26 protein-coding genes are annotated in these 24,646 nt (G+C 55.6%); 11 read left to right on the plus strand and 15 right to left on the minus strand.

Going from position 1 to position 24,646, the window contains the following annotated elements; genetic code table 11:
- Positions 1-57: 57 nt before the first annotated feature.
- Genes PFRI_RS05720 through arsJ form a run of 3 tightly spaced genes read left to right on the plus strand, consistent with a single transcriptional unit; the run spans position 58 to position 3,160 of the window.
- On the plus strand, positions 58-906 hold the full coding sequence (locus tag PFRI_RS05720) for an arsenate reductase/protein-tyrosine-phosphatase family protein (RefSeq protein ID WP_072629764.1): 849 nt from the start codon (positions 58-60) through the stop codon (positions 904-906).
- Entirely contained in the window at positions 903-1,901 is a 999-nt protein-coding gene (locus PFRI_RS05725; RefSeq protein ID WP_072629765.1) for an ArsJ-associated glyceraldehyde-3-phosphate dehydrogenase, read from the plus strand. The genes PFRI_RS05720 and PFRI_RS05725 overlap by 4 nt, the downstream gene beginning before the upstream one ends.
- A complete protein-coding gene (arsJ, locus tag PFRI_RS05730; RefSeq protein ID WP_072629766.1) occupies positions 1,898-3,160 on the plus strand; it encodes an organoarsenical effux MFS transporter ArsJ in 1,263 nt (420 codons plus the stop codon). The genes PFRI_RS05725 and arsJ overlap by 4 nt, the downstream gene beginning before the upstream one ends.
- 65 nt (positions 3,161-3,225) lie before the next feature.
- Here arsJ and PFRI_RS05735 read toward each other — a convergent pair whose 3' ends face one another.
- The 9 genes from PFRI_RS05735 to phnC form a co-directional block, all read right to left on the minus strand.
- Entirely contained in the window at positions 3,226-3,720 is a 495-nt protein-coding gene (locus tag PFRI_RS05735; protein ID WP_084649616.1) for a GNAT family N-acetyltransferase, read from the minus strand.
- Positions 3,677-4,549, minus strand: coding sequence for a lysophospholipid acyltransferase family protein (locus tag PFRI_RS05740; protein ID WP_337956929.1), 873 nt, complete (start codon positions 4,547-4,549; stop codon positions 3,677-3,679). Before PFRI_RS05740 ends, PFRI_RS05735 begins: the two co-directional genes overlap by 44 nt.
- A 159-nt stretch (positions 4,550-4,708) precedes the next feature.
- Entirely contained in the window at positions 4,709-5,020 is a 312-nt protein-coding gene (locus tag PFRI_RS05745; protein ID WP_072629769.1) for a nucleoside triphosphate pyrophosphohydrolase family protein, read from the minus strand.
- Positions 5,021-5,023: 3 nt separating this feature from the next.
- Positions 5,024-5,647 carry an LbetaH domain-containing protein gene (locus tag PFRI_RS05750; protein WP_072629770.1) on the minus strand — a complete coding sequence of 208 codons (624 nt, stop codon included), beginning with the start codon at positions 5,645-5,647 and terminating at the stop codon, positions 5,024-5,026.
- Positions 5,644-6,285, minus strand: coding sequence for an SDR family NAD(P)-dependent oxidoreductase (locus PFRI_RS05755; protein ID WP_072629771.1), 642 nt, complete (start codon positions 6,283-6,285; stop codon positions 5,644-5,646). Before PFRI_RS05755 ends, PFRI_RS05750 begins: the two co-directional genes overlap by 4 nt.
- Positions 6,285-7,598, minus strand: coding sequence for a phosphonate ABC transporter, permease protein PhnE (gene phnE / locus PFRI_RS05760; protein WP_072629772.1), 1,314 nt, complete (start codon positions 7,596-7,598; stop codon positions 6,285-6,287). Before phnE (PFRI_RS05760) ends, PFRI_RS05755 begins: the two co-directional genes overlap by 1 nt.
- A 19-nt stretch (positions 7,599-7,617) precedes the next feature.
- Complete coding sequence (gene phnE, locus PFRI_RS05765) at positions 7,618-8,493, minus strand: phosphonate ABC transporter, permease protein PhnE (RefSeq protein ID WP_072629773.1); 876 nt, start codon at positions 8,491-8,493, stop codon at positions 7,618-7,620.
- Between the two features lie 64 nt (positions 8,494-8,557).
- Positions 8,558-9,469 carry a phosphonate ABC transporter substrate-binding protein gene (phnD, locus tag PFRI_RS05770; RefSeq protein ID WP_072629774.1) on the minus strand — a complete coding sequence of 304 codons (912 nt, stop codon included), beginning with the start codon at positions 9,467-9,469 and terminating at the stop codon, positions 8,558-8,560.
- 73 nt (positions 9,470-9,542) lie between these two features.
- Positions 9,543-10,358, minus strand: a complete 816-nt coding sequence (gene phnC / locus PFRI_RS05775; RefSeq protein ID WP_072629849.1) for a phosphonate ABC transporter ATP-binding protein — start codon at positions 10,356-10,358, stop codon at positions 9,543-9,545.
- Between the two features lie 341 nt (positions 10,359-10,699).
- Between phnC and PFRI_RS05780 the strand changes: the two genes are divergently transcribed.
- The 8 genes from PFRI_RS05780 (at position 10,700) to PFRI_RS05815 (ending at position 18,459) form a co-directional block, all read left to right on the plus strand.
- Positions 10,700-11,758: a sensor histidine kinase gene (locus tag PFRI_RS05780; protein WP_072629775.1), complete on the plus strand. Its 1,059-nt coding sequence runs from the start codon at positions 10,700-10,702 to the stop codon at positions 11,756-11,758.
- A gap of 134 nt (positions 11,759-11,892) precedes the next feature.
- Positions 11,893-12,933, plus strand: coding sequence for a substrate-binding domain-containing protein (locus PFRI_RS05785; protein ID WP_072629776.1), 1,041 nt, complete (start codon positions 11,893-11,895; stop codon positions 12,931-12,933).
- Between the two features lie 107 nt (positions 12,934-13,040).
- A complete protein-coding gene (pstC, locus tag PFRI_RS05790; RefSeq protein WP_072629777.1) occupies positions 13,041-14,513 on the plus strand; it encodes a phosphate ABC transporter permease subunit PstC in 1,473 nt (490 codons plus the stop codon).
- The gene (gene pstA, locus PFRI_RS05795) at positions 14,513-15,844 is read left to right on the plus strand and encodes a phosphate ABC transporter permease PstA (protein WP_072629778.1); all 1,332 of its coding nucleotides are present in this window, start codon (positions 14,513-14,515) and stop codon (positions 15,842-15,844) included. The genes pstC and pstA overlap by 1 nt, the downstream gene beginning before the upstream one ends.
- 11 nt (positions 15,845-15,855) lie before the next feature.
- Positions 15,856-16,653: a phosphate ABC transporter ATP-binding protein PstB gene (gene pstB / locus PFRI_RS05800; protein ID WP_072629779.1), complete on the plus strand. Its 798-nt coding sequence runs from the start codon at positions 15,856-15,858 to the stop codon at positions 16,651-16,653.
- Between the two features lie 10 nt (positions 16,654-16,663).
- A complete protein-coding gene (gene phoU, locus PFRI_RS05805; RefSeq protein ID WP_072629780.1) occupies positions 16,664-17,365 on the plus strand; it encodes a phosphate signaling complex protein PhoU in 702 nt (233 codons plus the stop codon).
- Between the two features lie 13 nt (positions 17,366-17,378).
- Positions 17,379-18,068 carry a phosphate regulon transcriptional regulator PhoB gene (phoB, locus tag PFRI_RS05810; protein WP_072629781.1) on the plus strand — a complete coding sequence of 230 codons (690 nt, stop codon included), beginning with the start codon at positions 17,379-17,381 and terminating at the stop codon, positions 18,066-18,068.
- Between the two features lie 163 nt (positions 18,069-18,231).
- On the plus strand, positions 18,232-18,459 hold the full coding sequence (locus PFRI_RS05815) for a hypothetical protein (protein WP_139292098.1): 228 nt from the start codon (positions 18,232-18,234) through the stop codon (positions 18,457-18,459).
- Here the strand turns inward: PFRI_RS05815 and PFRI_RS05820 are convergent.
- The 6 genes from PFRI_RS05820 to PFRI_RS05845 form a co-directional block, all read right to left on the minus strand.
- Positions 18,456-19,394 (minus strand): aldo/keto reductase, encoded by a 939-nt coding sequence (locus PFRI_RS05820; protein ID WP_072629850.1) that lies wholly within the window; start codon positions 19,392-19,394, stop codon positions 18,456-18,458. The two genes, PFRI_RS05815 and PFRI_RS05820, sit on opposite strands and share 4 nt — an antisense overlap.
- A 400-nt stretch (positions 19,395-19,794) precedes the next feature.
- Positions 19,795-20,745 carry a TadA family conjugal transfer-associated ATPase gene (locus tag PFRI_RS05825; RefSeq protein ID WP_009807899.1) on the minus strand — a complete coding sequence of 317 codons (951 nt, stop codon included), beginning with the start codon at positions 20,743-20,745 and terminating at the stop codon, positions 19,795-19,797.
- Between the two features lie 26 nt (positions 20,746-20,771).
- On the minus strand, positions 20,772-22,202 hold the full coding sequence (locus tag PFRI_RS05830; protein WP_072629783.1) for a TraB/TrbI/VirB10 family type IV secretion system protein: 1,431 nt from the start codon (positions 22,200-22,202) through the stop codon (positions 20,772-20,774).
- Between the two features lie 2 nt (positions 22,203-22,204).
- On the minus strand, positions 22,205-22,936 hold the full coding sequence (locus tag PFRI_RS05835) for a TrbG/VirB9 family P-type conjugative transfer protein (protein ID WP_072629784.1): 732 nt from the start codon (positions 22,934-22,936) through the stop codon (positions 22,205-22,207).
- A 4-nt stretch (positions 22,937-22,940) separates the two neighbouring features.
- Positions 22,941-23,612 carry a VirB8 family type IV secretion system protein gene (locus PFRI_RS05840; protein ID WP_072629785.1) on the minus strand — a complete coding sequence of 224 codons (672 nt, stop codon included), beginning with the start codon at positions 23,610-23,612 and terminating at the stop codon, positions 22,941-22,943.
- A 19-nt stretch (positions 23,613-23,631) separates the two neighbouring features.
- Positions 23,632-24,645, minus strand: coding sequence for a TrbL/VirB6 family protein (locus tag PFRI_RS05845; protein ID WP_072629786.1), 1,014 nt, complete (start codon positions 24,643-24,645; stop codon positions 23,632-23,634).
- Position 24,646 lies beyond the last annotated feature (1 nt).

Here is a 24,646-nt window from a genome sequence, read left to right on the forward strand (position 1 = left end):
TTGAGCGTCACAAAAACTTCACTTTTCATGATGCCATAATTCACATATTCATGAATTATGGAAAAATTGATTCCCGATCGCCTTTCGACCCTCGGTCATCCGCAACGGCTGGCGCTGTTTCGGCTGCTGATGCGACGCTACCCCGACCGTGTGCCAGCGACGGAACTGGCGCAGGCACTGGGGTTAAAGCCCAATACATTGTCCACCTATGTCAATGCATTGATGCAGGCAGGGTTGATCAGTCAAGAGCGGGTTGGCACATCCCTGCGCTATGCCATCGACATGGACGCCGCGCGCGAGACTGTTGACTACCTCCTCCACGACTGTTGTCGGGGAAGGCCCGAAATTTGCATTCCATCTGTCAATTCTGATGCACCAGGAGACTTTCGCATGACTGACAAAAAATATAATATCCTCTTCATCTGCACCGGCAATTCTGCCCGTTCCATATTCGCGGAATCCATATTGCGCGATATTGCCGGTGACCGCTTCGTTGCATATTCAGCGGGGACCAAACCGCGCTCGGAATTAAATCCCTTTGCTTTGGAGGTGCTGGAGCAAAAGGGGCACGACATCTCTGTCCTCCGGTCCAAGAATATATCCGAATTCACAGAAGCAGACGCGCCAGCCCTCGATTTTGTCTTTACGGTCTGCAATCAGGCCGCGAACGAAGAATGCCCCGCGTGGTCAGGGCAGTCTATCAGCGCCCATTGGGGGATGCCTGATCCCGTCAGCGTTGTTGGGTCGGATGCTGAAAAAAGCCTTGCCTTTCATCAGACCTATGGCGCGCTGCGCAACCGGCTGATCGCATTTACTTCCCTGCCGCTCGCGTCCTTGGATCGCATGTCCTTGCAAAAGGCCGTCGACGAGATCGGCCAAACATACGAAGAAAGAATACTCAAATGACTGTTTACGCACTCAACGGCCTTGGTCGCATTGGCAAGCTTGCCCTTAGACCCCTACTAGAGCGCGGTGCCCAGATCGCATGGATCAACGACGGGGTGGGTGACCCTGAAATGCACGCCCACTTGTTTGAGTTCGATACGGTTCATGGCCGTTGGCAGGCAGATTTTTCCCATGATTCAGACAGTGTGACAATTGACGGGGCGAAGATACCCTTCATCGGGACCCGCAACATTGCCGATCTACCGTTGGAAGGCGTCGATGTGGTAATCGACTGCACTGGCGCGTTCAAAACAGAGGCCAAACTCGCCCCCTATTTTGAAGCAGGCGTGAAGAAAGTGGTTGTGTCGGCACCTGTCAAAGACGGAGATGCGGCCAATATTGTGATCGGCGTCAATGATCACATCTACGCGCCAGACCGCCACCGCATTGTGACCGCCGCTAGCTGCACCACCAATTGTCTGGCCCCTGTGGTCAAGGTCATCCACGAAAATCTGGGCATTAAACATGGCTCCATCACAACTATCCATGACGTGACCAATACACAAACCATTGTGGACCGTCCTGCCAAAGACCTGCGCCGCGCGCGCTCGGCGCTGAATTCGCTTATCCCTACAACCACGGGCAGTGCCACGGCAATCACGCTCATCTACCCGGAGCTTAAGGGCCGTTTGAACGGCCATGCTGTGCGCGTGCCGCTGCTGAACGCCTCCCTGACGGATTGTGTTTTTGAGGTGGAGCAGGAGACGACGGCGGAAGAGGTGAATGCGCTGTTCAAAGCTGCCGCCGCGGGACCTCTTGAAGGGATTTTGGGCTTCGAGACCCGTCCGCTTGTCTCAACCGATTATACCAATGACGAACGCTCCAGCATCATAGATGCGCCTTCCACGATGGTGATCAATGGCACGCAGGTGAAGGTCTATGCGTGGTATGACAACGAGATGGGCTATGCACACCGATTGGTCGATGTCGCCTTCATGGTTGGTGAAAGCTTGTGACACAAACGGCTGCGCGTCCCGAGGGCCTGTCTGCATATATCGCGGTGACTGCGGCCTATTGGGCCTTTATGCTGACCGATGGTGCGTTGCGGATGCTGGTTTTGCTGCACTTTCACACGCTGGGTTTTTCACCGGTGCAATTGGCCTATCTGTTCGTGCTGTATGAAATCGCGGGCGTTGTGACGAACCTCTGCGCGGGTTGGATCGCCGCCCGGTTCGGTCTGACCTCGACGCTTTATGCGGGGTTGGGCCTGCAAGTGCTGGCCCTGCTGGTGCTGTCGCAGCTTGACCCAAGCTGGGCGGTCGGGGCGTCTGTGGTCTTTGTCATGCTGGTGCAAGGGGCGAGTGGCGTCGCCAAAGACCTTGCCAAGATGTCGTCGAAATCGGCGGCCAAACTGCTTGCCCCGACCGAGGGTGGGGGCCTGTTTCGATGGGTTGCCCTGTTGACCGGATCCAAGAATATGGTGAAGGGCGCGGGCTTTTTGCTCGGCGCGGTGCTGCTTGCGACGGCGGGGTTTGTCTGGGCCGTGCTCGGGATGGCTGCGATCCTTGCTGTGATCCTGTTGGCCATTTTGGTGGCCATGCCTGCGGGACTGCCAAAAGGGCGCAAAGGGGCGAAATTCGCGGAAGTATTCTCAAAATCGGCAAATGTGAACTGGCTGAGTGCCGCGCGGGTGTTTCTGTTTGGTGCGCGGGACGTTTGGTTTGTGGTCGGCATCCCTATCTACTTCTACGCAGTGCTGTCGGATGGCACGACGACAGGCAACCGTACTGCGTTTTTCATGATCGGTACATTCATGGCGGGGTGGGTCATCCTCTATGGCCTCGTTCAGGCCAATGCACCGCGCATACTGCGTGCAAAGGACCGCCCTGCCGCAGATTTGATCGCTGCGGCCCGCAACTGGGGTTGGGGGCTTGTGGCGGTACCGATGGGTCTTACCCTTGCGGCCTTCGTTGCAGGGGAACCACAGACATGGCTGACCGTTACCCTCGTGGCAGGATTGTTGGCCTTTGGCGCAGTTTTTGCGGTGAACTCATCGCTGCATTCCTATCTGATCCTGTCCTTTACCAAGGCCGAGCGCGTGACGATGGATGTCGGTTTTTACTACATGGCCAATGCCGCCGGACGGTTGGCGGGTACGCTGTTGTCAGGGCTGACCTATCAGGCGGGCGGCTTGCCCATCATGCTTGGGACGGCGACAGTCATGGTTGCGACCTCTGCCATTGCCGTGGGTTTTCTGAAGCCGGCGATTAAATAAGAAATCGAGAAACCAGTTCCATGGCTTATGAAAATTCCCTGTCCGAGGTTTTTTGGATCACGCCCCTAAAATTGCAGGGTAATACGCTCTTCGGTCCGGTCGACGACTGACATGCCTTCACGCTCATAGAAACGCCGCGCATCGTTATTGGTACTCAAGACCGTGAGCCTTAAAGTGAGGCCACGACACTCGGCTTGCCGAAGCTTTATTACCAAAACGCAAGCTCCGATTCCGCGTCTGCGATACTGCGGTGACACATAAAGTTTCTTGATACGCAGATGATCGGCTTGCCATTCGCAGGCAACGCAGCCCACGAGTTCTCCGCCCCACTCGATCATCTCATGACCCTCAAGTAGCAGCGATTCTGGGTTAAAAGAAGGCACCCATTTGCCCCAAAGAGCTTCGGCATAGCTGCGCATTCCATCTTCTTCCAAAAGCAGGATAAATGGCGCATCCTTGCGCGTTGCCAAGCGTAGCCGAGTCTGATCGCCTATGCCCGATAATCGCTGGGGCACGTCAGACCTTGTATCTTTCTTCAAACTCAAAACCGTAACCTGCATTGGCAACGCCCTGAGGGGAGAGCGCGTATGTCTGGTCTCGAAGAGAATCCATCATCGCCTGTGTATCATGCGAACAGGCTGCAATTGTTTCAGGCGATATTGGTTTGCCAATTGCGATCTTAACGGGCTTATCAGCACGCCTGCGAAACTCATTGAGCAAGAGCGCAACCCGCAAGTTGTAATGGATATGGCTTGCCAGCTGAAACAGGCGTGAATTCTGTCCATCAAAGAAAACGGGCACCACTGTCGCATTGGATTTGGTGATCATGCGGGCAGTGAAACGCCGCCAGCCCGGATCAAGGGGCCGCTGAAAAGGATGAGCCGCGGTCGAAACCGTTCCGCCAGGAAAGACACCGATTGCACCGCCTGCCTTGAGAGCCGTCAACGCCTTTGCGCGCGTCTCGAGGTTGAGCTTCACTGCATCCTTGGTCTCGTCAAAGTTGATGGGTAAAACAGTCCCTGCAAGTTCTGGCGCATCCTGAAAGACACTATTTGCCAGTATGTGAAACGCGCCGCGCCGCTTGGACAGGATATGCCCCATAACAAGGCCATCAAGGATGCCAAAAGGATGGTTTGCGACAATCACCAAGGGGCCTTGCGCCGGAATATCCGCCAAAGATCCCGACATCACATCAAGGCTTACGCCGTATCGGCCGAGCATGACGTCCCAAAAGCTCCGACCCTGCGCAATTTCGATATCATAGTCTTGCGCGCGCCTGATTAGATCAAGCCGCCCAGTGGCGTTCTCGATAAGCTTGATGACGGTTCGCCCAGAACGTGTCTGTGCCGCTTTGGCATAAGAAACCTGAGAAGGGGCGTGTTTATCCATCCGCATTGATCCTTGTGATACGTTTGCGGCAATCTAGCCAAGTTTCGCTACAGCTTTGTGACATTGCTTGTCAGATTTGATTTGAAGTGCGTTCTTCAAAGTCCTTTGACCCGATTGTTTCAGACAAGCGCGCAAGGCATTTGAAACCAAGGGGCGGGCTTAGCCAATCTCCTGCGGGTCGAAGCGCCATTTCCGAAGGATTGCATCGGGTAGATCAAGATCATGCTGGTGTGCAAATACGAAAAGCATGCCAAGCGCATCGGCGACTTCTGACGCCAGTGCCAGTTTTAGATCGGCATCGGATAGCCCTTTATCACGGCCGCGGCCTGTCATGGTATTCCAGACCTGTGTCAGCTCGCCCACTTCTTCGAGAAGTTTCAACATGACCCAATCCCGGTCCCGCTCCAAACCGTGAAGGTCGCAATAGCTTAGCGACGCCTTGTCAAAGCGTTTTTGCAGTTCTGTCAGCACCGGTTAGCCTCCATAGCGCTCAAGAAAGGCTTCGGCACCAAGGGTACGGAAATCATCAAGGGCGGCATGCAGACGGTCGTGGCGCCAATCCCACCACGCCAGCGCCATCAGCCTGTCACCAACGCGGGGCGTAAAACGCGGACGCATCGGAACAGCGGGGATGCCCGCGACGATCATGTAGGGAGGCACATCCTTGGTCACGATTGCACCGCCTGCGATGACGGCCCCGTGGCCGATGCTCACGTCGGGCCGGACCTGTGCGCCATGCCCAATCCATGTATCATGGCCAATTACCGTGCGGCGGCTGCGCCTCAGGGCGAACCAAGCGTCATCATGAGCTGCATCTTCGAAATAATCGGCCGAGCGATAGTGAAAGTGATGCAGACTGGCTTTTTCCATCGGGTGGTCGGTAGCCCCGATCCGCACGAAGGCCGCGATGTTCGAGAATTTGCCCACGGTGGCATTGGCAATGTCGGCAAACCGGTCGCAATAGGAATAGTCGTCCATATAGGAATGTGCCAATCGGCTGCCCCGTCCGACTTCCACGTATCTTCCGAATGTCGCATCTGTTATCTCGCACTCTGGATGAACAAAGGGGGCATGGCTTTGCAATCTGGTCTTACTCAAAATGCGCGCTCCTCGCCGGTCCAGCGAAAAAACTTGCCGGTTTGCTCGAGGGTGACGCGTTCTGCCAGATCGATAATTCCTGTTGCAACCTCTTCCGGGGTGAGCTCGGCCTTCGCTCCGCCCATGTCCGTCTGTACCCAACCAGGATCGACAACCACGACTGCGATACCATCGGGGTAGAGATCTGTAGCCAACCCCTGCATAACCTTATTCACTGCGGCCTTCGATGCACGGTACGAAATCCGATCTGATTTGGCATAGCCCATATAGGACATCTGACTTGAGATCGTCAGGATGCGAGGGCTGCCGCTGCGGCGCAAATGATCGAGGCAAGCCGTGCTCACCGCGAGCGCACCTGCGACATTAACGGCAAAGGTATGGGCCATCGCGGTCCAGTCCATATCGGTTGTCGGGCTGTCCGGGCCAATGATACCTGCATTGTTGATGACAATATCAATGGGCTGGTTGATTGCTGACATTGCTTGCTTAACCTGCATGGGATTGCTGATATCAAAGATGACGTCGCCTCCCTGACCCACACGCGTTGCGCGCAAAATGCTGTGTCCGCGGCCTTTGGCCTCTGCGGCAAGTGCAGCACCAATCCCGCGATTGCTGCCTGTAATCAGGATGCGTGCCATCAGTCTTTTCGACCGATCAGTTTGCCGCGCAACCATCCTGAGAGCCAATCCATGAACATCACCATGGCGATGATCAAAACGATATAGTAGGCAACTTCTTCCCAGTCTTTTTGGGTCTGGATGGCTTGGGTCAGCATCAGCCCGATGCCACCGCCGGTGATGGCTCCGATGATGGTGGCAGAGCGCGTATTGGATTCCAGAAAGTACAGGATTTGCGCCAGCAGCACCGGCACCAACTGGGGGATCACGCCAAAGCGGTATCGTTGCAGCGGTTTGGCCCCCGTGGAGGAAACCCCTTCGATCTGTTTCTGGTCCACATTCTCCAGCGCCTCGGAAAAGATTTTACCGAAGGTGCCAGTATCGGTAATCAGGATCGCCAGCGCGCCTGTCAACGGACCGGGGCCAAAAGCGCGGGCGAGGACAACCGTCCAGATCAGCGCATCTACGCCCCGAACAAAATCGAAAAGGCGGCGCGTGGCGGCGCGCAGTAGCATGATGGGTGAGAAACGCTTTGCTGCCAGAAAGCCAAGGGGCAAGGCGATGATCGCAGCCCCCATGGTCCCAAGAAACGCCATTAGGATCGTCTCGCCAATGGCCCAAGCCACGTCCTTGTGGCGCCACATGGCGTTGTTCCACCAATCAGACATGGCCCCTGAGATATTCGGTCGGGCAGGATCCACGCGCTCGCCGAACAGGATCTTTGAAAGGCTTTGGCCGTGGTAAGGGCTGTCGAGAGTAAACCAGAACAGCTCCCAACCGGGGAAGTAGTTGAAAACCTCGGTGCGGGCACCCGTCAGGGTGATGCGTCCTTCGGGCGTTGTGATACCGATGCGGCGATTTGAGGCTGAAATCCAGCCCGGCAGATCATCTGGCAGGTTGGTCACGAGGCTGCGGCCTTCGGCGCGTACTTCGATCAGCGGAAAGTTTGGGATTTCAATCTCGGTCCGGTTTTCCGGCAGGTAACGGACAATATGATCGCCGCCTAGGTCAATTGTGATGACCTCGTCACCTGTGACCCAAGCAGGCCGCGCACCTTCAGGGTAGCGGCCTTTGCGTTCCCCTTCAACGGCATAGCTGATCTCGCCCGAGCGGTTGTCACGGGTGACATGCACTTTGTGCGACCAACTGTCCGAAACCAACGTCACTGCGTTGTCCATGTTGGCACGCCCTGCAAGGCCGGGCAGATCAAAGGCAAAGAAAATATACGTCAGGTAGGCGAGGATAACTGCGGGAATGGCAAAACCAACGAGCCGTTTGCGCTGAAAAAGCCTGTCAGCCCGAAGCTTGGTCGTGTCCAGTTCAATAGTTGTCATTGGCTTTGCCCTTCAAAGCTTAGTGTGTCTGACCATCGGTCAGCCGGTTGCGGTAGCGGCTTGAAACCTGATCAAAGAAAACGATTGTGCCGAACAGCAGGATGAAGATGGCCGCAGCTTCATCAAAGCGACCAGGCCCCCATGCCATGGCATTGCGTAGTTCATATCCTAGACCACCAGCACCTACGAACCCGAGAATGGCAGATGCACGGATGTTGATTTCAAAGCGCAAAAGCGTGTAGCTCACATAGTTTGGCGCAACTTGAGGCAGCACACCCAATAGCATCCGTTGCAGCCATGTGGCACCTGTGGAAGATAAGCCTTCGACCGCCTTAAGATCGGTATTTTCAGAGACTTCGGAAAACATCTTCGCCAGCGCACCGGCGGTGTGGATCGCGATGGCGATCATTGCAGGAACGGGGCCACCGCCGAGCACAAAGATAAGGACAAGCGCAATCACGATTTCGGGCACCGCGCGCATGATGTCAGAGATACGGCGAAACAGGGGGATCAAACGGGGCCATTTGGCCAGACCCCTTGTGCCAAGCAGGGACAGAAACAAGCCACCAATCGCGCCAATCAGTGTGGAAACGGCAGCGATGTTGACAGTCTCGATCAGGGCAGGAAAATATCTGGCCATGAGAGCAGGGAGATCGGCGCGTTTTTCCCACGCTTCGGACAGAACATCTGCGGGGTAGTCTCCCACTTGATGCAGCCCGTTCCAAAAGCCACCGGCATTGCGGTCGTCGGCGATGTTGAACCCCGAAACCATCAGGATCACAAATATCAAAAGTGTGAGACCGCTATAGAGCCTGCGCCGTTGCACCTGCGCCATGTAGCTGGACTGTATGGTTTGCACCGACTGTGGTGCGCCGCTGAGTGAAATATCTGCCATGTTGACCCCGCACAAAGAAATACCGGCAGCCCCGAGGGGCTACCGGATGCGTCATAAAAATTACTTAGCCGCCGATTTTCGCTTTGCGGGCCTCGACGATTGAAATGTAGGTGTCGTGTGTTACGGGTTGGAACCCGCGGGTGTCACCGGACGCTACACCGTAGGCGCAATCCGGGTCTGCTTCGTAAAGGCCGTCCACCAGTGCAGTCATCTTTTCGCGCACGTCTGCTGGCAGCGCCTTGCGCAGAACGATGGGGCCTTCGGGAATGACTTTGGATTTCCAGATTTGAACCATCTCGTTCATGTCGACCAGACCAGCGTCAACAGCCTTGCGTAGCGCGCCAGAGTTGTAGCCGTCTTCCCAGTTGCCCTGAGCGTCAGCCCATGTCACGCCGCCGTCAATGTCACCGTTGTTCACCGCAACGATGGTTTGCTCATGACCGCCAGTGAATTTGACTTCGCCAAAGTACTCGCCGCTCTCCATGGTTACGCCGTCTTTGTACTGCGGGATCTCGATGGAGGGGATCAGGTAGCCGGAGGTGGAGTTTGGATCACCAAAGCCGAATACTTTGCCTTCCATGTCATCCAAAGATGTCACGCCGCTGTCTTTGCGGGCAAAACCGATGGAGTGGTAACCGACGGAACCGTCTACGTTCACTTTGATCAGCACAGGCTCAACGGCTTCGGGGTCTTGCAGGAATGTGGCGGCATAGGCGGAGGCACCGAGCCATGCCATGTCGATGTTACCGCCCAGCAGACCCTGGATCACACCGTTATAGTCGGCAGGCGCAAACAGCTTTGTCTCAACGCCGAGCGCCTCTGTCGTGTAATCAGCAAGGCACTGATAGCTATTCATGCGGTCTTGGGCGTTTTCGCCGCCAAGAATGCCGATGCGGAATTCGGTGATTTCTTGTGCGAAAGCGCCGGTGCTCAGGGCAGTGGTGGCGGCAAGTGCCAGTGCAAGTGTCTTTTTCATGGTCTTCTCCGTGGTTGATTGCCCGCTGCCTTTCGGCTGTTTGAGGGCAGTTTAGGTGAGGGTGGAAACTGGCTCAGACATAGGCTTCCGCTTCGCGGACCTCTGGTCTGTCCAGTGTTTCGATTTCGGTAGAGGTGGCAGCTTCAGAAAAGTCCGCGCCTGCGCCATAGATGTCGCGGGCAACGCCAGTGGTGAGTTGTTCGGGCGTGCCATCAAATACGATCCTGCCATCGCGCATCCCGATCACGCGATCGCAATAGCGGCGCGCCGTATCCAGGGTGTGCAAATTAGCGATCACCATGCGCCCGTCTTCTTCGTGAATGGTGCGCAGGGATTGCATCACCACTTGCGCATTCATCGGATCGAGAGAGGCGATAGGCTCATCCGCCAGAATGATCTGGGGGTCTTGCATCAGGGCACGCGCAATCGCTACGCGCTGTTGCTGGCCGCCTGACAAGGCTTCGGCGCGTTTGGGTGCCTGTTCGGCAATACCAAGGCGATCAAGGATTTCGATTGCCTTATGGATATCAGCCTGTGGATAAAGATTGAACAGCGTCGCGACAGTCGAGCGCTTGTTCAGCGTTCCATGGAGCACGTTCGATACCACGTCCATGCGTGGCACAAGGTTGAACTGCTGAAAGATCATTGCACAGCGCGATTGCCAGTTTCGCCTCGCGGCACCCCGCAACGCGGTGATGTCCTCGCCTTGATACGTAATCGTACCGGACGTCGCATCACTCAGGCGATTGACCATCCGCAACAGCGTGGATTTTCCTGCGCCAGATCGCCCGATAATTCCGATCATGGATGGTTCGTTTACAGAGATATTAGCCGCATCCACGGCTGTTTTATCTCCAAAGCGTTTCGTCAATGTGTCGATTCTTAGCATATCGCCCCCAAGTTTGGGCGATGGATACGCGGTGAACATCACAGACTTGCGACACTTACGTCTCAGTTACATGACAATTGCGCAAAAGGACTAAAACGCTGCGAGACGGAATTTGCATCGTCAATGATGCGTGCTCAAGATCAGGCATCAGACTTCAAATTCATGACTTGCTCAGCGCGTTTGTACAATTTGAGGTAAGGTCAATCTTCATCCGAAGATGGGTGGAAAGCCCTCTTTTTAGACAGCTTGTCCATGTCTTGGTTGGACTGGGAGGCAGCCATGCCATAAGGGATGTGTGCGCAAGCGCCATTCAGGTAGCTGCCGCATTGATGAGGTTCGAGATGAATGATGAGATCCTTGATGCTCTTCTGGCTGGGTTTCCTCTACCCAGCCTTGCGATTGATCGCACGGAAAGAATTATCGCTGCCAATACTGAGGCGCTCACACTGATCAACCAACAGGCTAGGGGGCAGAACTATGTTACTATGCTGCGTCAGCCTGCGTTGCTTGACGCAATCGAGACGACACTGACAGACGGCATGGCGCGTTCAACACAGTACCTGAGCAATGATGGCGCGCAGGACACCGCGTTTCGGGTGAGCTGCCGCGCGGTGCAAGGTTTGGGCCGAGACATGGCAGGCGTCGTGCTCGTATCCTTTGAAGATATTACCGACAAAGAGCAAGCCGGCCAGATGCGCCGCGATTTCGTCGCAAATGTCAGCCATGAATTGCGCACCCCGTTGACGGCACTTATGGGGTTTATCGAAACCCTGCGCGGTCCCGCGCGCAATGATCCAGAGGCGGGAGCACGGTTCCTTGATATCATGCAAAACGAGGCGGAGCGGATGAACCGTCTTGTTGGCGATCTGATGTCGCTCAACAGGGTTGAGGGAGACGAGCGGGTACGGCCCACGCAAAGCGTCGTGTTGAATGACATTCTGAATTCGACTCTCCACACCTTGCAGCATCTGGCGCGCGAGGCGGATGTGACTTTTGAAACCGAATTCCCCGAGCGGCCCGTCGCGATGATTGCAGATGGGGATCAGCTTAAACAGGTTTTCACCAATATAATCATGAATGCGATTAAATATGGTGGGTCAGGTGGGCGGGTGACGGTGCGTATGGCTGAGAGCGCGCGCGAACCGGTTCTACGTGCGCCGGGCGTGCGTGTTCAGATCATCGATTATGGTGCTGGCATTGACCCTATCCACTTGCCACGCCTGACCGAGCGTTTCTACCGCGCCGATGACCACCGCAGCCGCGCACTTGGCGGCACCGGTCTTGGGCTTGCGATCGTCAAGCACATCATCAACCGTCACCGCGGCCGTCTGCGCGTTGAAAGTGAACTTGGCACAGGCACCACCTTTACGGTTATTCTACCTATCCACGATGGCCTCTGAACCACAAAAGAGTATTTCGGCGGTTGTCATAAACATGTAATGCGAATGTCACAAAGCTGTTACGTAGCCCGCGTAGAAGGAGCGGGAGATTCCCGTGGGGGGATCGCTTTTAAATGTACAAACGGGAGACACCCATGTCTTTGATGAAACTCGCAACATCCGCACTCGCACTTTCCGCAATGGCAGCAACAACTGCTGCTGCACGGGATCAGGTGCAGATCGCTGGATCTTCAACCGTTCTGCCTTACGCTTCAATTGTTGCCGAAGCCTTTGGTGAGAACTTCGATTTCCCGACACCTGTTGTCGAATCTGGCGGCTCAAGCTCGGGCCTCAAGCGGTTCTGCGAAGGTGTTGGTGAAAACACCATCGATATTGCGAACGCATCACGCGCCATCCGCGAAAAAGAGATCAAGGCCTGTGCCGAAGCAGGTGTGACAGACATCATCGAAGTACGCATCGGCTATGATGGTATTGTCTTCGCCAGCCAGATCGACGGTCCTGCCTATACCGCGTTCCAGCCTGCTGATATCTTTAACGCTCTGGGCTCCAAAGTTCTTGTGGACGGCGCGATTGTTGACAACCCGCACAGCCAGTGGGCCGACTTTAACACCGACCTCCCAGCGTCTGACATCGTTGCCTTCATTCCCGGCACCAAGCACGGCACACGTGAAGTTTTCGAGGACAAAGTTCTGTTGCAGGGCTGTGAAGACACCGGCGCCATGGAAGCGATGATGGCCTCTGGCATGTCTGAGGATGACGCGGAAGATGCTTGCATCGACGTGCGTCAGGACGGCGCGTCCGTGGACATCGACGGCGACTACACAGAAACACTGGCCCGCATTGACGCCAACCCGAACGGCATCGGTATCTTTGGTCTGGCGTTCTACGAGAACAACCAAGACAAGCTGAAAGTGGCGACAATGGGCGGTGTAGCACCCTCCACTGAGACCATCTCCACTGGTGAGTACCCTGTATCGCGTCCGCTCTTCTTTTACGTGAAAAAAGCGCATATCGGCGTGATCCCGGGCCTCAAAGAGTTCGCATCCTTCTTCGTAGCTGACGAGATTGCAGGACCTGACGGCCCACTGTCCGCATATGGTCTGGTTGCAGACCCTGAGCTGGCTGCGACGCAGACTGCTATTGAAGCAGAAACAACAATGGGCGGCGGTAACTAAGCCTGATAAGACTGGAGGTGGCGTAACACGCCATCTCCACCTCACAAATCTGACCTCCCTTTATTGGGGTATTTAACACTTTGACTATCACGACGATTGGAGCCGACATGCCGTTTACCTGGCTCGTATTGATCCTTCTTGCCATTGCCACGATCGGATTTATTCTGGGGCGCCGCCGCGCATTGAACAGCGCAGGTGGTGACCGTCGTGAACTCCATTCCCTACCTGTATACTACGGCGCAAACGTGGCCATGTGGGCCATCGTGCCCGCTGCGACAGTGCTCATCATCTGGATGTTGGCGCAGCCGTTTTTCGTGAACTCCCGCGTACTCGCGACGCTGCCTGACGCGATGGTGTCGGAAGGAAGCTCCATCGGCCTCGTGATGAGTGACGTGCGCCGCGTGGCAGATGGCCTTGATGTGGCGGTGCAGCTAGGTGCGATGAGCCGCGCTGAAGCGGCATCCATCAGCACGGAAACCTCTGATGTACGAGAGCGCTTGGGAGAGGTTGGCGTCGCTCTTGGATCTGCAGTTAGTCCTGAAGTATTGTCAGGTGCGCAACGCTACCGGACGCTCAATGCAGCCGGCTCGTTGCTAATGACGGTGCTTGTCTTGCTCATCGCGCTGGGTGGTGCCGCCTATGCCTACTCGAAATCAACGGCAAATTTCCGCGCCCGCAACAACGTTGAGCGAGGCATCTTGGCCCTGCTAATCGCCGCCGCCTCCGTTGCAATCCTGACCACCATCGGCATTTTGTTTGCTCTGCTCTTCAACACCATCGAGTTTTTCAAACTCTACCCCGCGGCTGATTTCTTTTTCGGAACCAATTGGGCGCCCAGCTTTTCGGGGCGCGGTGGTTCCTCTGACCTCGGCGTGCTGCCGCTGCTTTGGGGCACCTTTTATATCTCATTCATCGCACTTCTGGTCGCTGTGCCCATCGGTCTCTTTTCCGCGATTTACCTGTCGGAATATGCAGGGCCGAAAGTGCGCAGTGTCGCCAAGCCGTTGATCGAAATTCTCGCTGGGATTCCGACCATTGTCTACGGGCTGTTTGCGCTGCTAACTGTTGGCCCGCTGCTGGTGAGTATGTTCGGCAAAGATACCTTAGGCTGGATGCAGGGCGGCACTGCCGTGATGACGGCTGGCCTCGTGATGGGCATCATGCTGATCCCTTTTGTCTCATCGCTGTCAGACGACATCATCAATGCCGTCCCGCAAGCGATGCGGGACGGGTCTTACGGGCTTGGGGCCACGAAATCCGAAACCATCCGTCAGGTGATTATCCCCGCCGCTCTGCCGGGCATCGTTGGTGCGATCCTGCTGGCCGCCTCGCGGGCCATCGGCGAGACCATGATCGTGGTGCTGGGGGCAGGGGCCGCAGCCCGCCTGTCGCTCAACCCGTTTGATGCGATGACCACCATCACCGCCAAGATCGTGAGCCAGCTCACTGGAGACGCTGACTTTGCTTCACCCGAGGCGCTTGTGGCATTTGCCCTCGGCATGACCCTCTTTGTTCTAACGCTCGGGCTAAACGTTTTTGCCCTCTACATCGTGCGCAAATATCGGGAGCAGTATGACTAATGACTGACACAATCATGATCCCGGCCGCAGACGGCCCCAAAAAATCCAGCCTTTTGGTGCAGGACGCGCGTACACGCAAGCGCAACGCCGCCGAAACCCGTTTTCGCATCTATGGTATGGCCGCTATAGGTGTCGGTCTGCTGTTTCTCGTGTTCCTTTTCACGTCTATCCTGCGGTCGGGGCTTCCCGCCTTTACCCAGACTGTTGTGGAAATCGAATTTACCCTAACACAGGAACAATTCGACACCGCAGAAACAAAGATGCTCAAGACCGGCGAATATCAGAATATTTTCGTAAGCGCGTTAACAGAGCAGCTTGACGCCAGCGGGTTGAAAGTTGACTTTGACAATAAAGCGATTGAGCGAATTGTCGGTAAGCCAGGTGGCACAATCCGAAGTTTTTTCCTCGAAAACCCTGATCGCATCGGCACACCAGCGTCCTTCGAGCTTGCCGCGTCTTCCCGCGTTGACGGGTATCTCAATGGCCGTGTGACACGCGATACGCTTGTGGACAGCCGGTTCTTGATGGCAACTGACCTTGATCTGGTGGATGCCTTGGAAGACGCGGGCATTATCAAAGGCGCGTTCAACTGGAACTTCGTTACGGGCAAAGATTCTGGCGTGGACAACCCCGGTGGTGCGGGCTTGGGCGCATCAGTAATCGGCTCATTTTTTATGATGCTTGTTGTGCTATTTCTGTCCCTGCCCATTGGGGTGGCCGCGTCCATTTACCTTGAAGAATTTGCGCCCAAGAACCGCTGGACGGATCTGATTGAGGTGAACATTTCGAACCTTGCGGCCGTCCCCTCGATTGTGTTTGGTATCCTTGGCTTGGCTGTCTTCATTCAGTTTGCAGGCTTTCCACAGTCAGCGCCGCTGGTTGGGGGTCTTGTCCTGACGCTGATGACGCTGCCCACTATCATCATCTCGACACGCGCTTCACTGGCCGCTGTGCCGCCGTCGATCCGTGATGCGGCTCTGGGGGTAGGGGCCTCGAAAATGCAGTCGGTGTTTCACCATGTGCTACCGCTTGCGATGCCGGGCATCCTGACCGGTACGATCATCGGATTGGCGCAAGCCTTGGGCGAAACTGCACCCTTGCTGCTGATCGGCATGGTTGGTTTTGTCGCGCGCGAATATCCGGAGACCTTCGTCGGAGGCTTTACCGACGCCAACTCGGCCATGCCTGCGCAGATCTATACGTGGGCCAGCCGCGCGGACCCGGGGTTTTACGAAAAAGCATGGGGCGGCATTATCATTCTGCTGCTGTTCCTGATCACAATGAACGCCATTGCCGTGTTGTTGCGGCGCCGTTTTGAACGTCGGTGGTAGGGAGCAGTACAATGAATGATATGAGAATTGTGGAGAGAAAAGTGGACACCAACGAGGTCAAGATCGCAGCCAAAGACGTGCAGGTCTATTATGGCGACAACCATGCCATCAAGGACGTGAGCGTCGAAATCGAAGACAAGACTGTGACAGCTTTCATCGGCCCGTCGGGGTGCGGCAAGTCGACTTTTTTACGCTGTATCAACCGGATGAACGACACGATCGATGTCTGCCGTGTGGTAGGTGACATCATGATCGATGGCGAAGATATCTATGACCCGAAAGTCGATCCTGTGCAGCTGCGCGCAAAGGTCGGGATGGTGTTCCAAAAGCCAAATCCGTTTCCGAAATCGATCTATGACAACGTAGCGTATGGGCCCAAAATCCACGGTCTGGCCAAGAACAAGGCAGATCTGGATAACATTGTCGAAAACGCCCTGCGCCGCGGTGCGATCTGGGATGAAGTAAAAGACCGCCTGCACGCACCAGGCACGGGCCTTTCTGGTGGCCAGCAACAGCGTCTTTGCATTGCGCGTGCTATCGCAACAGAACCCGAAGTGCTTTTGATGGATGAGCCATGTTCGGCCCTTGACCCTATCGCCACGGCCCAAGTCGAGGAGCTTATTGACGACCTGCGCAAGAGTTACTCGGTCGTGATCGTCACCCACTCAATGCAACAAGCAGCAAGGGTAAGTCAGAAAACGGCCTTTTTCCACCTCGGCCACCTTGTTGAGTATGGCGAGACGACCACCATCTTTACCAATCCAGTAGACCCACGCACCGAAAGCTACATCACTGGCCGGATAGGCTGAGGAGTTAAAAATGCACGATAAACATATCGCATCAGCCTTCGACCGTGATCTTGAAGCGATCCAGGCACAGATTATGAAAATGGGCGGGCTGGTTGAAAATGCCATCCTCGAGGCCGCGATCAGCCTTGAGACCCGCGACGAAGAGCGCGCGGAAGCGGTGCGCGTCGCGGACAAAGCAATTGACGCCCTTGAAGAAACTATCAACGAAGAGGCCGCGCGTGTGATCGCCTTGCGTGCGCCTGCGGCCATTGACCTGCGAGTCGTGCTCTCTGTCATCAAAGTGAGTGCCAACTTAGAGCGCATTGGGGATTACGCCAAAAACCTCGCCAAACGCACGGGCGTCCTGTCCCAAATGGAGCCTGTGAATGGCAGTGCGGGTGCCTTGCGCCGTATGGCCAAAGAGGTCGAAGGGATGCTGAAAGACGCCTTGGATGCCTATGTCGCTCGGGATGCCGAACTGGCTCAGGATGTGATCGACCGCGATATCCAAGTCGATCAAATGTATAATGCCCTGTTCCGGGAATTCCTGACCTTTATGATGGAAGATCCCAGCAATATCACCGCCTGTATGCACCTGCATTTCATCGCCAAAAATATTGAACGGATGGGTGACCACGTGACCTCGATCGCCGAACAGGTTGTCTACCTTGTTACCGGCGCGATCCCAGACGAGGCGCGCGCCAAAGGCGACAAAACATCATTGCCAAGCTAAGGAGACCTGCCAGATGTCCACTGATCAGCCCCGTGTTTTGGTCGTAGAGGATGAGCCGGCCCAGTTGGAAGTTCTGGCCTATAATCTGGAAGCCGAAGGGTTTGCGGTAAGCCGTGCGAGAGACGGGGAAGAAGCTCTTTTGATCATCGCCGAGGATGCGCCAGACATCATTGTGCTGGACTGGATGATGCCCAACATGTCCGGCATCGAAGTCTGCCGACGCATCAAGAGCAAGCCAGAGACACGCTCTACTCCGGTGATCATGCTTTCGGCGCGCTCTGAAGAAGTGGACAAAGTGCGCGGGCTGGAAACCGGCGCGGACGACTATGTCGTCAAACCCTATTCGGTAATCGAGTTGATGGCGCGGGTGCGTACCCAGCTGCGCCGCGTGCGGCCCTCTTCGCTTGGCCAACAACTTGCATTTGACGATATTATTCTGGACGGTGAGACGCACAAAGTCACACGCGGCAAAGACGAGCTCAAGCTGGGGCCGACGGAATTCCGGCTGCTCACCACGTTCATGGAAAAACCCGGCCGCGTCTGGAGCCGTGAGCAGTTGCTCGACCGTGTATGGGGGCGGGATCTATACGTCGATACCCGCACGGTAGATGTCCACATTGGACGTCTGAGAAAAGCACTATTACAGTATGGCGGTGCCGATCCGCTTCGGACAGTGCGTGGCGTAGGATATGCGCTTGGCTAGCCCAAGCAGACAGGCGATTTCGACCAGTTCAGGAAATTTTATCCACAGCGTGTCATAAAACTGTTACTCTCTAGATTCAGAGCAGTGAGGTTTTACAATGATCAGCCGGTGTGCGATTTTTCTTTGTATCAGTTTGGCCATCCCGACGCATACACAGGCGCGGATGTCTGATGTAATCTGTGATGACAGCACCCGAATGATCAAGACATTGAAGGAAACCCGAGGGGCCAAGCGCCAGGGGATGGGCTTGCGCGACCCGGAGACAATGCTTGAGGTGTGGGTCACTGTGCGCAATGGCGATTGGGTGATTGTTCAGAACTATGCAAACGGCACATCCTGTATTGTCGCGATGGGGGAACATTGGGAAGGTTCTTTGACGAATCCCGCTTAAAACACCGCTTCTTCCAATCGATCCGTCGCAGGTGCGGGCCGCACAGACAGAGCTTCGATGCGGTCATATTCCTCATCAGTCAATGTCAGGTTCCCAGCTTCCAGTGAGGGCTGCAATTGCGCGACACTGCGCGCGCTGATGATGGGTGCCGTCACCGCAGTGTGTTGCGCCGCCCACGCCACAGCAAGCGTCGCCGCGTCAATGCCCATTTCAATCGCGATCCCTGACAAACGTTGCGCGGTGTCAACCATCCAATCCTGTCCATACCGGGCAGCGTAGCGTTTATCCGTAGAAAGCCGCCCTGTTCCGCCAGACAGATATTTGCCCGTCAGCAGGCCGCTTCCAAGAGGAGAATAGGGTGCAACTGCAATCTCCTCACCAAGCGCCATCGGGAATATCTCTACCTCGGCCTGACGTTTGATCAGTGAATACATAGGCTGGATAATATCAATCCGCGTGCCGACCAAATTTGCAACCCCTTGCGCCTTCATCACCTGCCATGCTGCAAAATTGGACACGCCAATATAACGAACTTTGCCCGTTTCCTTAAGGCGAGACAAAGTCTCGAAAGTTTCAAGTAGAGGTGTCTCTGCATCCCACCGATGCAAATAGAGAATGTCGATCGTATCCAGATCCAGCCGTAACCGGCTTTCATCAAACTGTTTCAAGATGTTGTCGCCGCCGCTACCGCCTGTATAGCCTGCCTTCGTTGCTATGATCAGGTTTTCACGATCTTGCTTTATAAATTTCCCTAAAAATCGCTCCGAAAGTCCACCATTGTAAGTGTGTGCTGTGTCAAAGAAATTTATGTCGTTACCAAGGCATGCCTCAAACATAGCCTGGCTCGCGACTGCATCAGACGTGCCGCCGAATTGCATACACCCAAAGCAAAGCGGCGAAAGGTTTGAGCCCGCTATCGCGTGCAAATCTGTCAACTGAAACACTCCGACGAAGGTGATACCGTAGTGACTTATAGGCCCATTGCATGACGGTTCTATGACGTCGTTGAGAGAAGTCGGTCAAATCCCACATTAGTAGGCCTCTGCGTAGTTTGCGCGTCGAATGGCGGATCATCAAATGAGCTCGGCGCCAGCATTGTTCGCAGTTATACTTTCGAATTATTTATCCGCGTCCTCACCAATGGAGGAGTGGACCGATTATCCCGATACGCCGGGGCCTTAAACGATGGGAGTGTGCTACTTGTGTGTAGTCCATAGTGTAGATCCACTAAGCGCACCAATTAAGCTACCCGCGCAACCGCAGCGAAATGTCACTTGGTCCCGCATTCTGTAAATTGATACAGTGAATGGCCGCAATCGTCGCGCATTATTGAGTCTAGTTGGGCAAATAAAACTCAGCGATTCCGCGTCTGCCATCTACCCGCACCAATTGGACGATGACATCGATCGACTTCTGAATGTACTGCCGCACCTCAGCGAAGTTCAACGGCGTGCCCGCTTGCAAGACCATTATTGCTAAACGATCTATTGCGAGCTCAGCTGTTTCCGCATGGATGGTTGAGACTGACCCGCCGTGTCCGGTGTTGATCGCTTCAAGATAGGTCAAGGCTTCGTCCCCGCGCAGTTCCCCAACGATAATTCGGTCAGGGCGCATCCGCAAAGAAGCTTGCAAAAGCGCGTTCGAACTTCTCTGTGTGCCAGTGCCGCGACTTGCCAGCAGGGCTACGGTGTTGGGTTGGCTAGGGAACAGTTCAAACGCATCTTCAATCGTGATTAGCCGTTCGCCATCATCGACATGAGTAAGGAGATGTCGGGCAAAGGTGGTCTTGCCTGTCGACGTGCCACCACTGATCAAGACATTGAGCCTTTGATGTACTAGGGCCTCCAACGCTGCTTCAAGGTTCTCTTCAGCTTGGTTGGCAATGCCCTTCATCTTTTCAGCTCTCAACTGGTCGAGCGAAACAGCTTTGCCAAAAAGATAGGATGGTGTGTACCCCGTGACGCCCGCAGTTGCGAACAAACGGATTGTGATCGAAGCGCCCTGTTCAATGGCAGGTGGAACCGCGACCTGAACGCGCAGCGGGCGGCCTCCGTATTCAACTTTTCCGGATACCAGTGGGTTTTTCTCTGACACGCGGGCATTGGCATCACCGACGATTGTCTGTGCCAAATTGAATGCCGTGGCGCGGTCTACGATTTGACCTTCATGACGCATTGCCGCGTCACCTGCGGCTTCGATCCAGACTTTGCCATCAGGATTGATTGCAATCTCGACGATGTCGTCGCGCAGTAGCAGCTCCCGAAACGGTTCAAGATATCGCTCCAAGTATGACGCAGGCAGGGGCGATTGGCTCAATAGATCACCACATCGCGGTCGACGAGGACGGTCACGGATGCACCTTGATCAATATAGATAGTGGGTGAGATCGAGACTTGCTCAGCGATCACAGATCCCACGGCATCTTCGAGGTCACCAGAAACCCCCTCAAGTACTTCGCTGGCTATTTCATTGTCGGTACTGTTTGCGGCGACAGCAGGTGCTGCGCCAATGAGCGAGATCAGAGCCGCGCCACCAAAGCGTTCAGCGAACTTTGTGTCGACGATCCCAGTTAACCCAGAGCGTCCAAGCTGGTCGCCTCCAACGGAGGCGATTTCTATCGACGTCCCATCGGGGGTCAGAACGCGTGTCCAAAGGATCAGGATGCGTTTTTGGTTCAACTCAATTCCGGAACGGTATTGGCCAAAAAGGCGGGAGCCGCGCGGGATCAGGATCTGATCGCCAGAAAACGCAGGCACCGGTTCAGACACAACCGCCACAACAGAGCCGGGCAGGTCGCTGTTGATTGCTGTTTGCAAGGCAGCTTGAATGACAGAGCCTTGTGAAAGCGTTCGCTCTGGGAAGGCCATTTGGGACGCTTCTTGCACGTCCAACGGCCGTGCGCCTTGTCGCAAGTACTGCTCGTTTTCAGACAGGGTTGGTCCATCCGCTCCTGCCAATGCAGCAGTGGGATTTGTTCCGCCAGCGGATGTGGACCGCGGGCCATCCGCATAAACGACCGAGGGAGAGACGATCTGCGCGTTTAGCAGTTCTTGGGCGGCCTGCTCCACTTCGCGCTGACGCTGCTCTTCTTCCTGGCGTTGGCGTTCTTCGAGCAACCGCTGATCTGCAATCAATCCATCGCGTGCCATCTCTGCCTCGAGCCCTTCGCGCTGCGCACGTTCTGCATCCAACATCGCTTGTAGTCCTGCCAAACGTGCTTCGCTCTGCCGCTGCGCGTTTTCTATCTCGGTATCTTTGGCAGCAATGGAGGCTTCAAGCGCGTCTGTCTGGACTTGGAATGCTTCTCGCAGATCTGAGACAGCTTCTTGGATTTCGGCGTTGCGGGCCGATTGGCTGGCGGCAAGAGCTTCCCTTAGTTTTGCGATTTCTTCGAGCACTGCGGCACTGGGTTCTGCAGCTGGGACAGGGGACGGAACATCGAGTGCCTCTTCAACCGCGATCAGTGCATCATTAACCTGCTGTTCCGCTTCATCCGGTGGGAATTCTAATCTGCCACCATTTCCGGTGCGTTGGTCTTGGAACGTCTCGACGTCGGATGTTTCTAAGCCTGTTGTTCCTTCCTGCAGATTGGTCGCCAGCAAATAGGCAGCACCACCTCCGCCAAGCGCAAGGGCGATCGCCAATGCCCCGACCCCAATGTTGCCACCACGGCGTTTGGTCTTGGTCTTCTGGCTAAACGTGCTGAGGCGATCCTGCAGGTCGGGTGTGTTCTCGTCTGCCATGTTCAGTTGCTCACATAAATTGCGCTGTCATCGCGCAAGGCGCAGATGGCCTCATCGCCAATGCGAAGAGTCCAGAATTCGTTCACACCAAGCACCCGCACCGTGTTGCCTTGCTGGGTCCAGTTTACTGTGCGCTCCCGGCCTTGCTCGTCTGCTTTGAAGACGGCGGGTTGGCGTCCGTTTTCGGGGAATGAGAAATATGTGTACCGCCCGTCGTCGTAAATATGGGTTGGACGGAAATCCCCTTCGCCAGCGACGCGGTAGCTATAGTTGCGCGGGGCCTCAAATCCTTTGGGTTGGGTATTGGCCGCTGCCGCGCGACGCTCATCTTCTGGATAGCGAAACCGCACCTCGAAAAACATGCCTGAGCGACCCGGAATGGCCCCTTCGCGGAGATGGAAGGAATAGGTCCTGCGGTTGGTGATCACTGTCATGTTGGTTGAGGCACCTTGCACATGCGGCTTGATGGTCAGGACATTGCCAAGCTCGGGGATTGGATCGACTTGGAAACTCTCGGTGTCGCCAACAATGACGGCGTCAAACCGTTCGCCCTGCCCAAAGTGGATGGTCGTTGAATGCCGAAGGTCAGTTTCAATCACAAAGACTTGGTTTTCAACGTAAGTGGCGGTGCGCACGCGGTTGTCGAGTGACCCACTGCGTGGCACGGCTTCGGACAAGGCAGGGGTGGCCGACAGCAATGCGGCAGCACAAATCAAACGGGCAGCGATATTCAAGGGATCAGTTCTCCAAAGTCTCGGCGTCGACGCGGTATGAGGTGACCACGAAGCCCATGGGGTTGGCCCAGACGTCTTGCAGGCGTTGGCGGGTTTCGGGTTCAAAGGCGTAGCCAACAGTGGCCACGTAGCTGCGGGTCACTGAGCGGGTGTCACGCGCGCGGCGCAGGGTGCGGGTAAAGCGCACTTGCGCCACCCCAGATTCGATTTGGTTCACAGATTTGATCACCACTTCTATGACGGCATCTCGGCCATAAACAGCAATCGGGTAGTCTTCGTTGGACGAGGTCCAAAGGTCGCGCAGGGTGCGTGCGGCATCGCCGTCCGAGCGCTCGAGGACGGAGTTGATCCGCTGCTCGCCGTCGGTCAGATCGTAGGTTTCTCGATCATCCACATAGGCCACAAGGTTGGCTTGTATAATGGCGTCACTCTCCGACAAGGAGAGGGCTTGGACTGCGGCGACGCGGTCCATCTGTCCGGTTTCTTTGTCCACGACAACAACGAAAGTCTCAATCGATTTTAGGGGAAACAAGCTTGCTCCAGCAACCATGCCTGCCAGCCCGACCAGAACGCCAGCTGCCGCCACAAAATAGGCAAATCGTTCGCGCCTGCGTGGGCCGTAGATAAAATCCACCGCAAAGGCGTCGCTTTGGTCTTGGCTAGTTTGACTCTTCATTTTTGGTGTTGGTCTTTCGTTATGGGGCGCGGAAAGATTTGACGGTGTTGAGCGCTGTTGCCGGTGTTCGACGGATCGCTTCGCCCGTTTTGACAACGCCGCTGTTCACCGCTTGCTGGAGTTCTTGTGGTGATTTGCCCGTTGCGAAGCGCGTGGCACTGCCTGTGCCATAGTCGCTTGTGTTGACGATACCACGGCGCGCCAGACCGGTCAGGCCGACAGCGTTGGACGCAATACCCATCACGCCGGTTAGGTTGGAAGCAATGTAAGGGACGGATGCCATAATTCCGGCGCTGAGCAGTAGAATGACCAAGAATGGCAAGATGAGGCTCACCGTTTCGACATCGACTGGATCGGCGGACGCATCGCCGATGGCTTCTGCGATCGCAACGATGATGCCAGCAGCACCCGCAGCGGCGACGGGCATCAAGGCGTAGCCGATGGTCGCACGGCTCCAGGCCTCAAAAAGGGATTGGGTTGGCTTGAACAGCGATGTGATGATCATGAAAGGGGCAATTACGATCATCAGCGCAAAGACGATTTTGGCGAAGGCGATGATCCCAGCGGTAACGGCTGCGAAGAGTGCGGAGAGCACAAAGAAGATCGCGCCAAGCACGGCTCCAAAGACCCAGCCTGCTTGATCACCGATGGTGTCGCCGTAGGCTGTGATGCGAGCCACCATGTTGTCGAGGCTCTCATAGACGCCAGCCTCGTCGCCAGATCCCGTGAGGGCGAGAATGGATGCGCCGACGGAGTCCGGCACTTGTGTCGCAATGCCGTAGATGACGCTGAAATTATCCCAACTCTGCGCAAAGATAGCGACCAGCGAAATCTTGATCCCAAACGCAAACGCGCTGCCAAAGGTCATGGGTCTGAGCTGCATCACGACATTGATGCCGAGCAAGATAAGGAGCAGGATGGCACCTGCAGTGATGACATCGCCAACGGCGGCTGCAGATGAGATGAACCCGTCTTGCGCGACGCTGTCGACAGCTGCATCGACCTGGTCGAGGATATCGCGAATAATGCCCATC

Origin of the sequence: Planktotalea frisia (genome assembly GCF_001890925.1) — a bacterium.
Taxonomy (GTDB): Bacteria; Pseudomonadota; Alphaproteobacteria; order Rhodobacterales; family Rhodobacteraceae; genus Planktotalea; species Planktotalea frisia.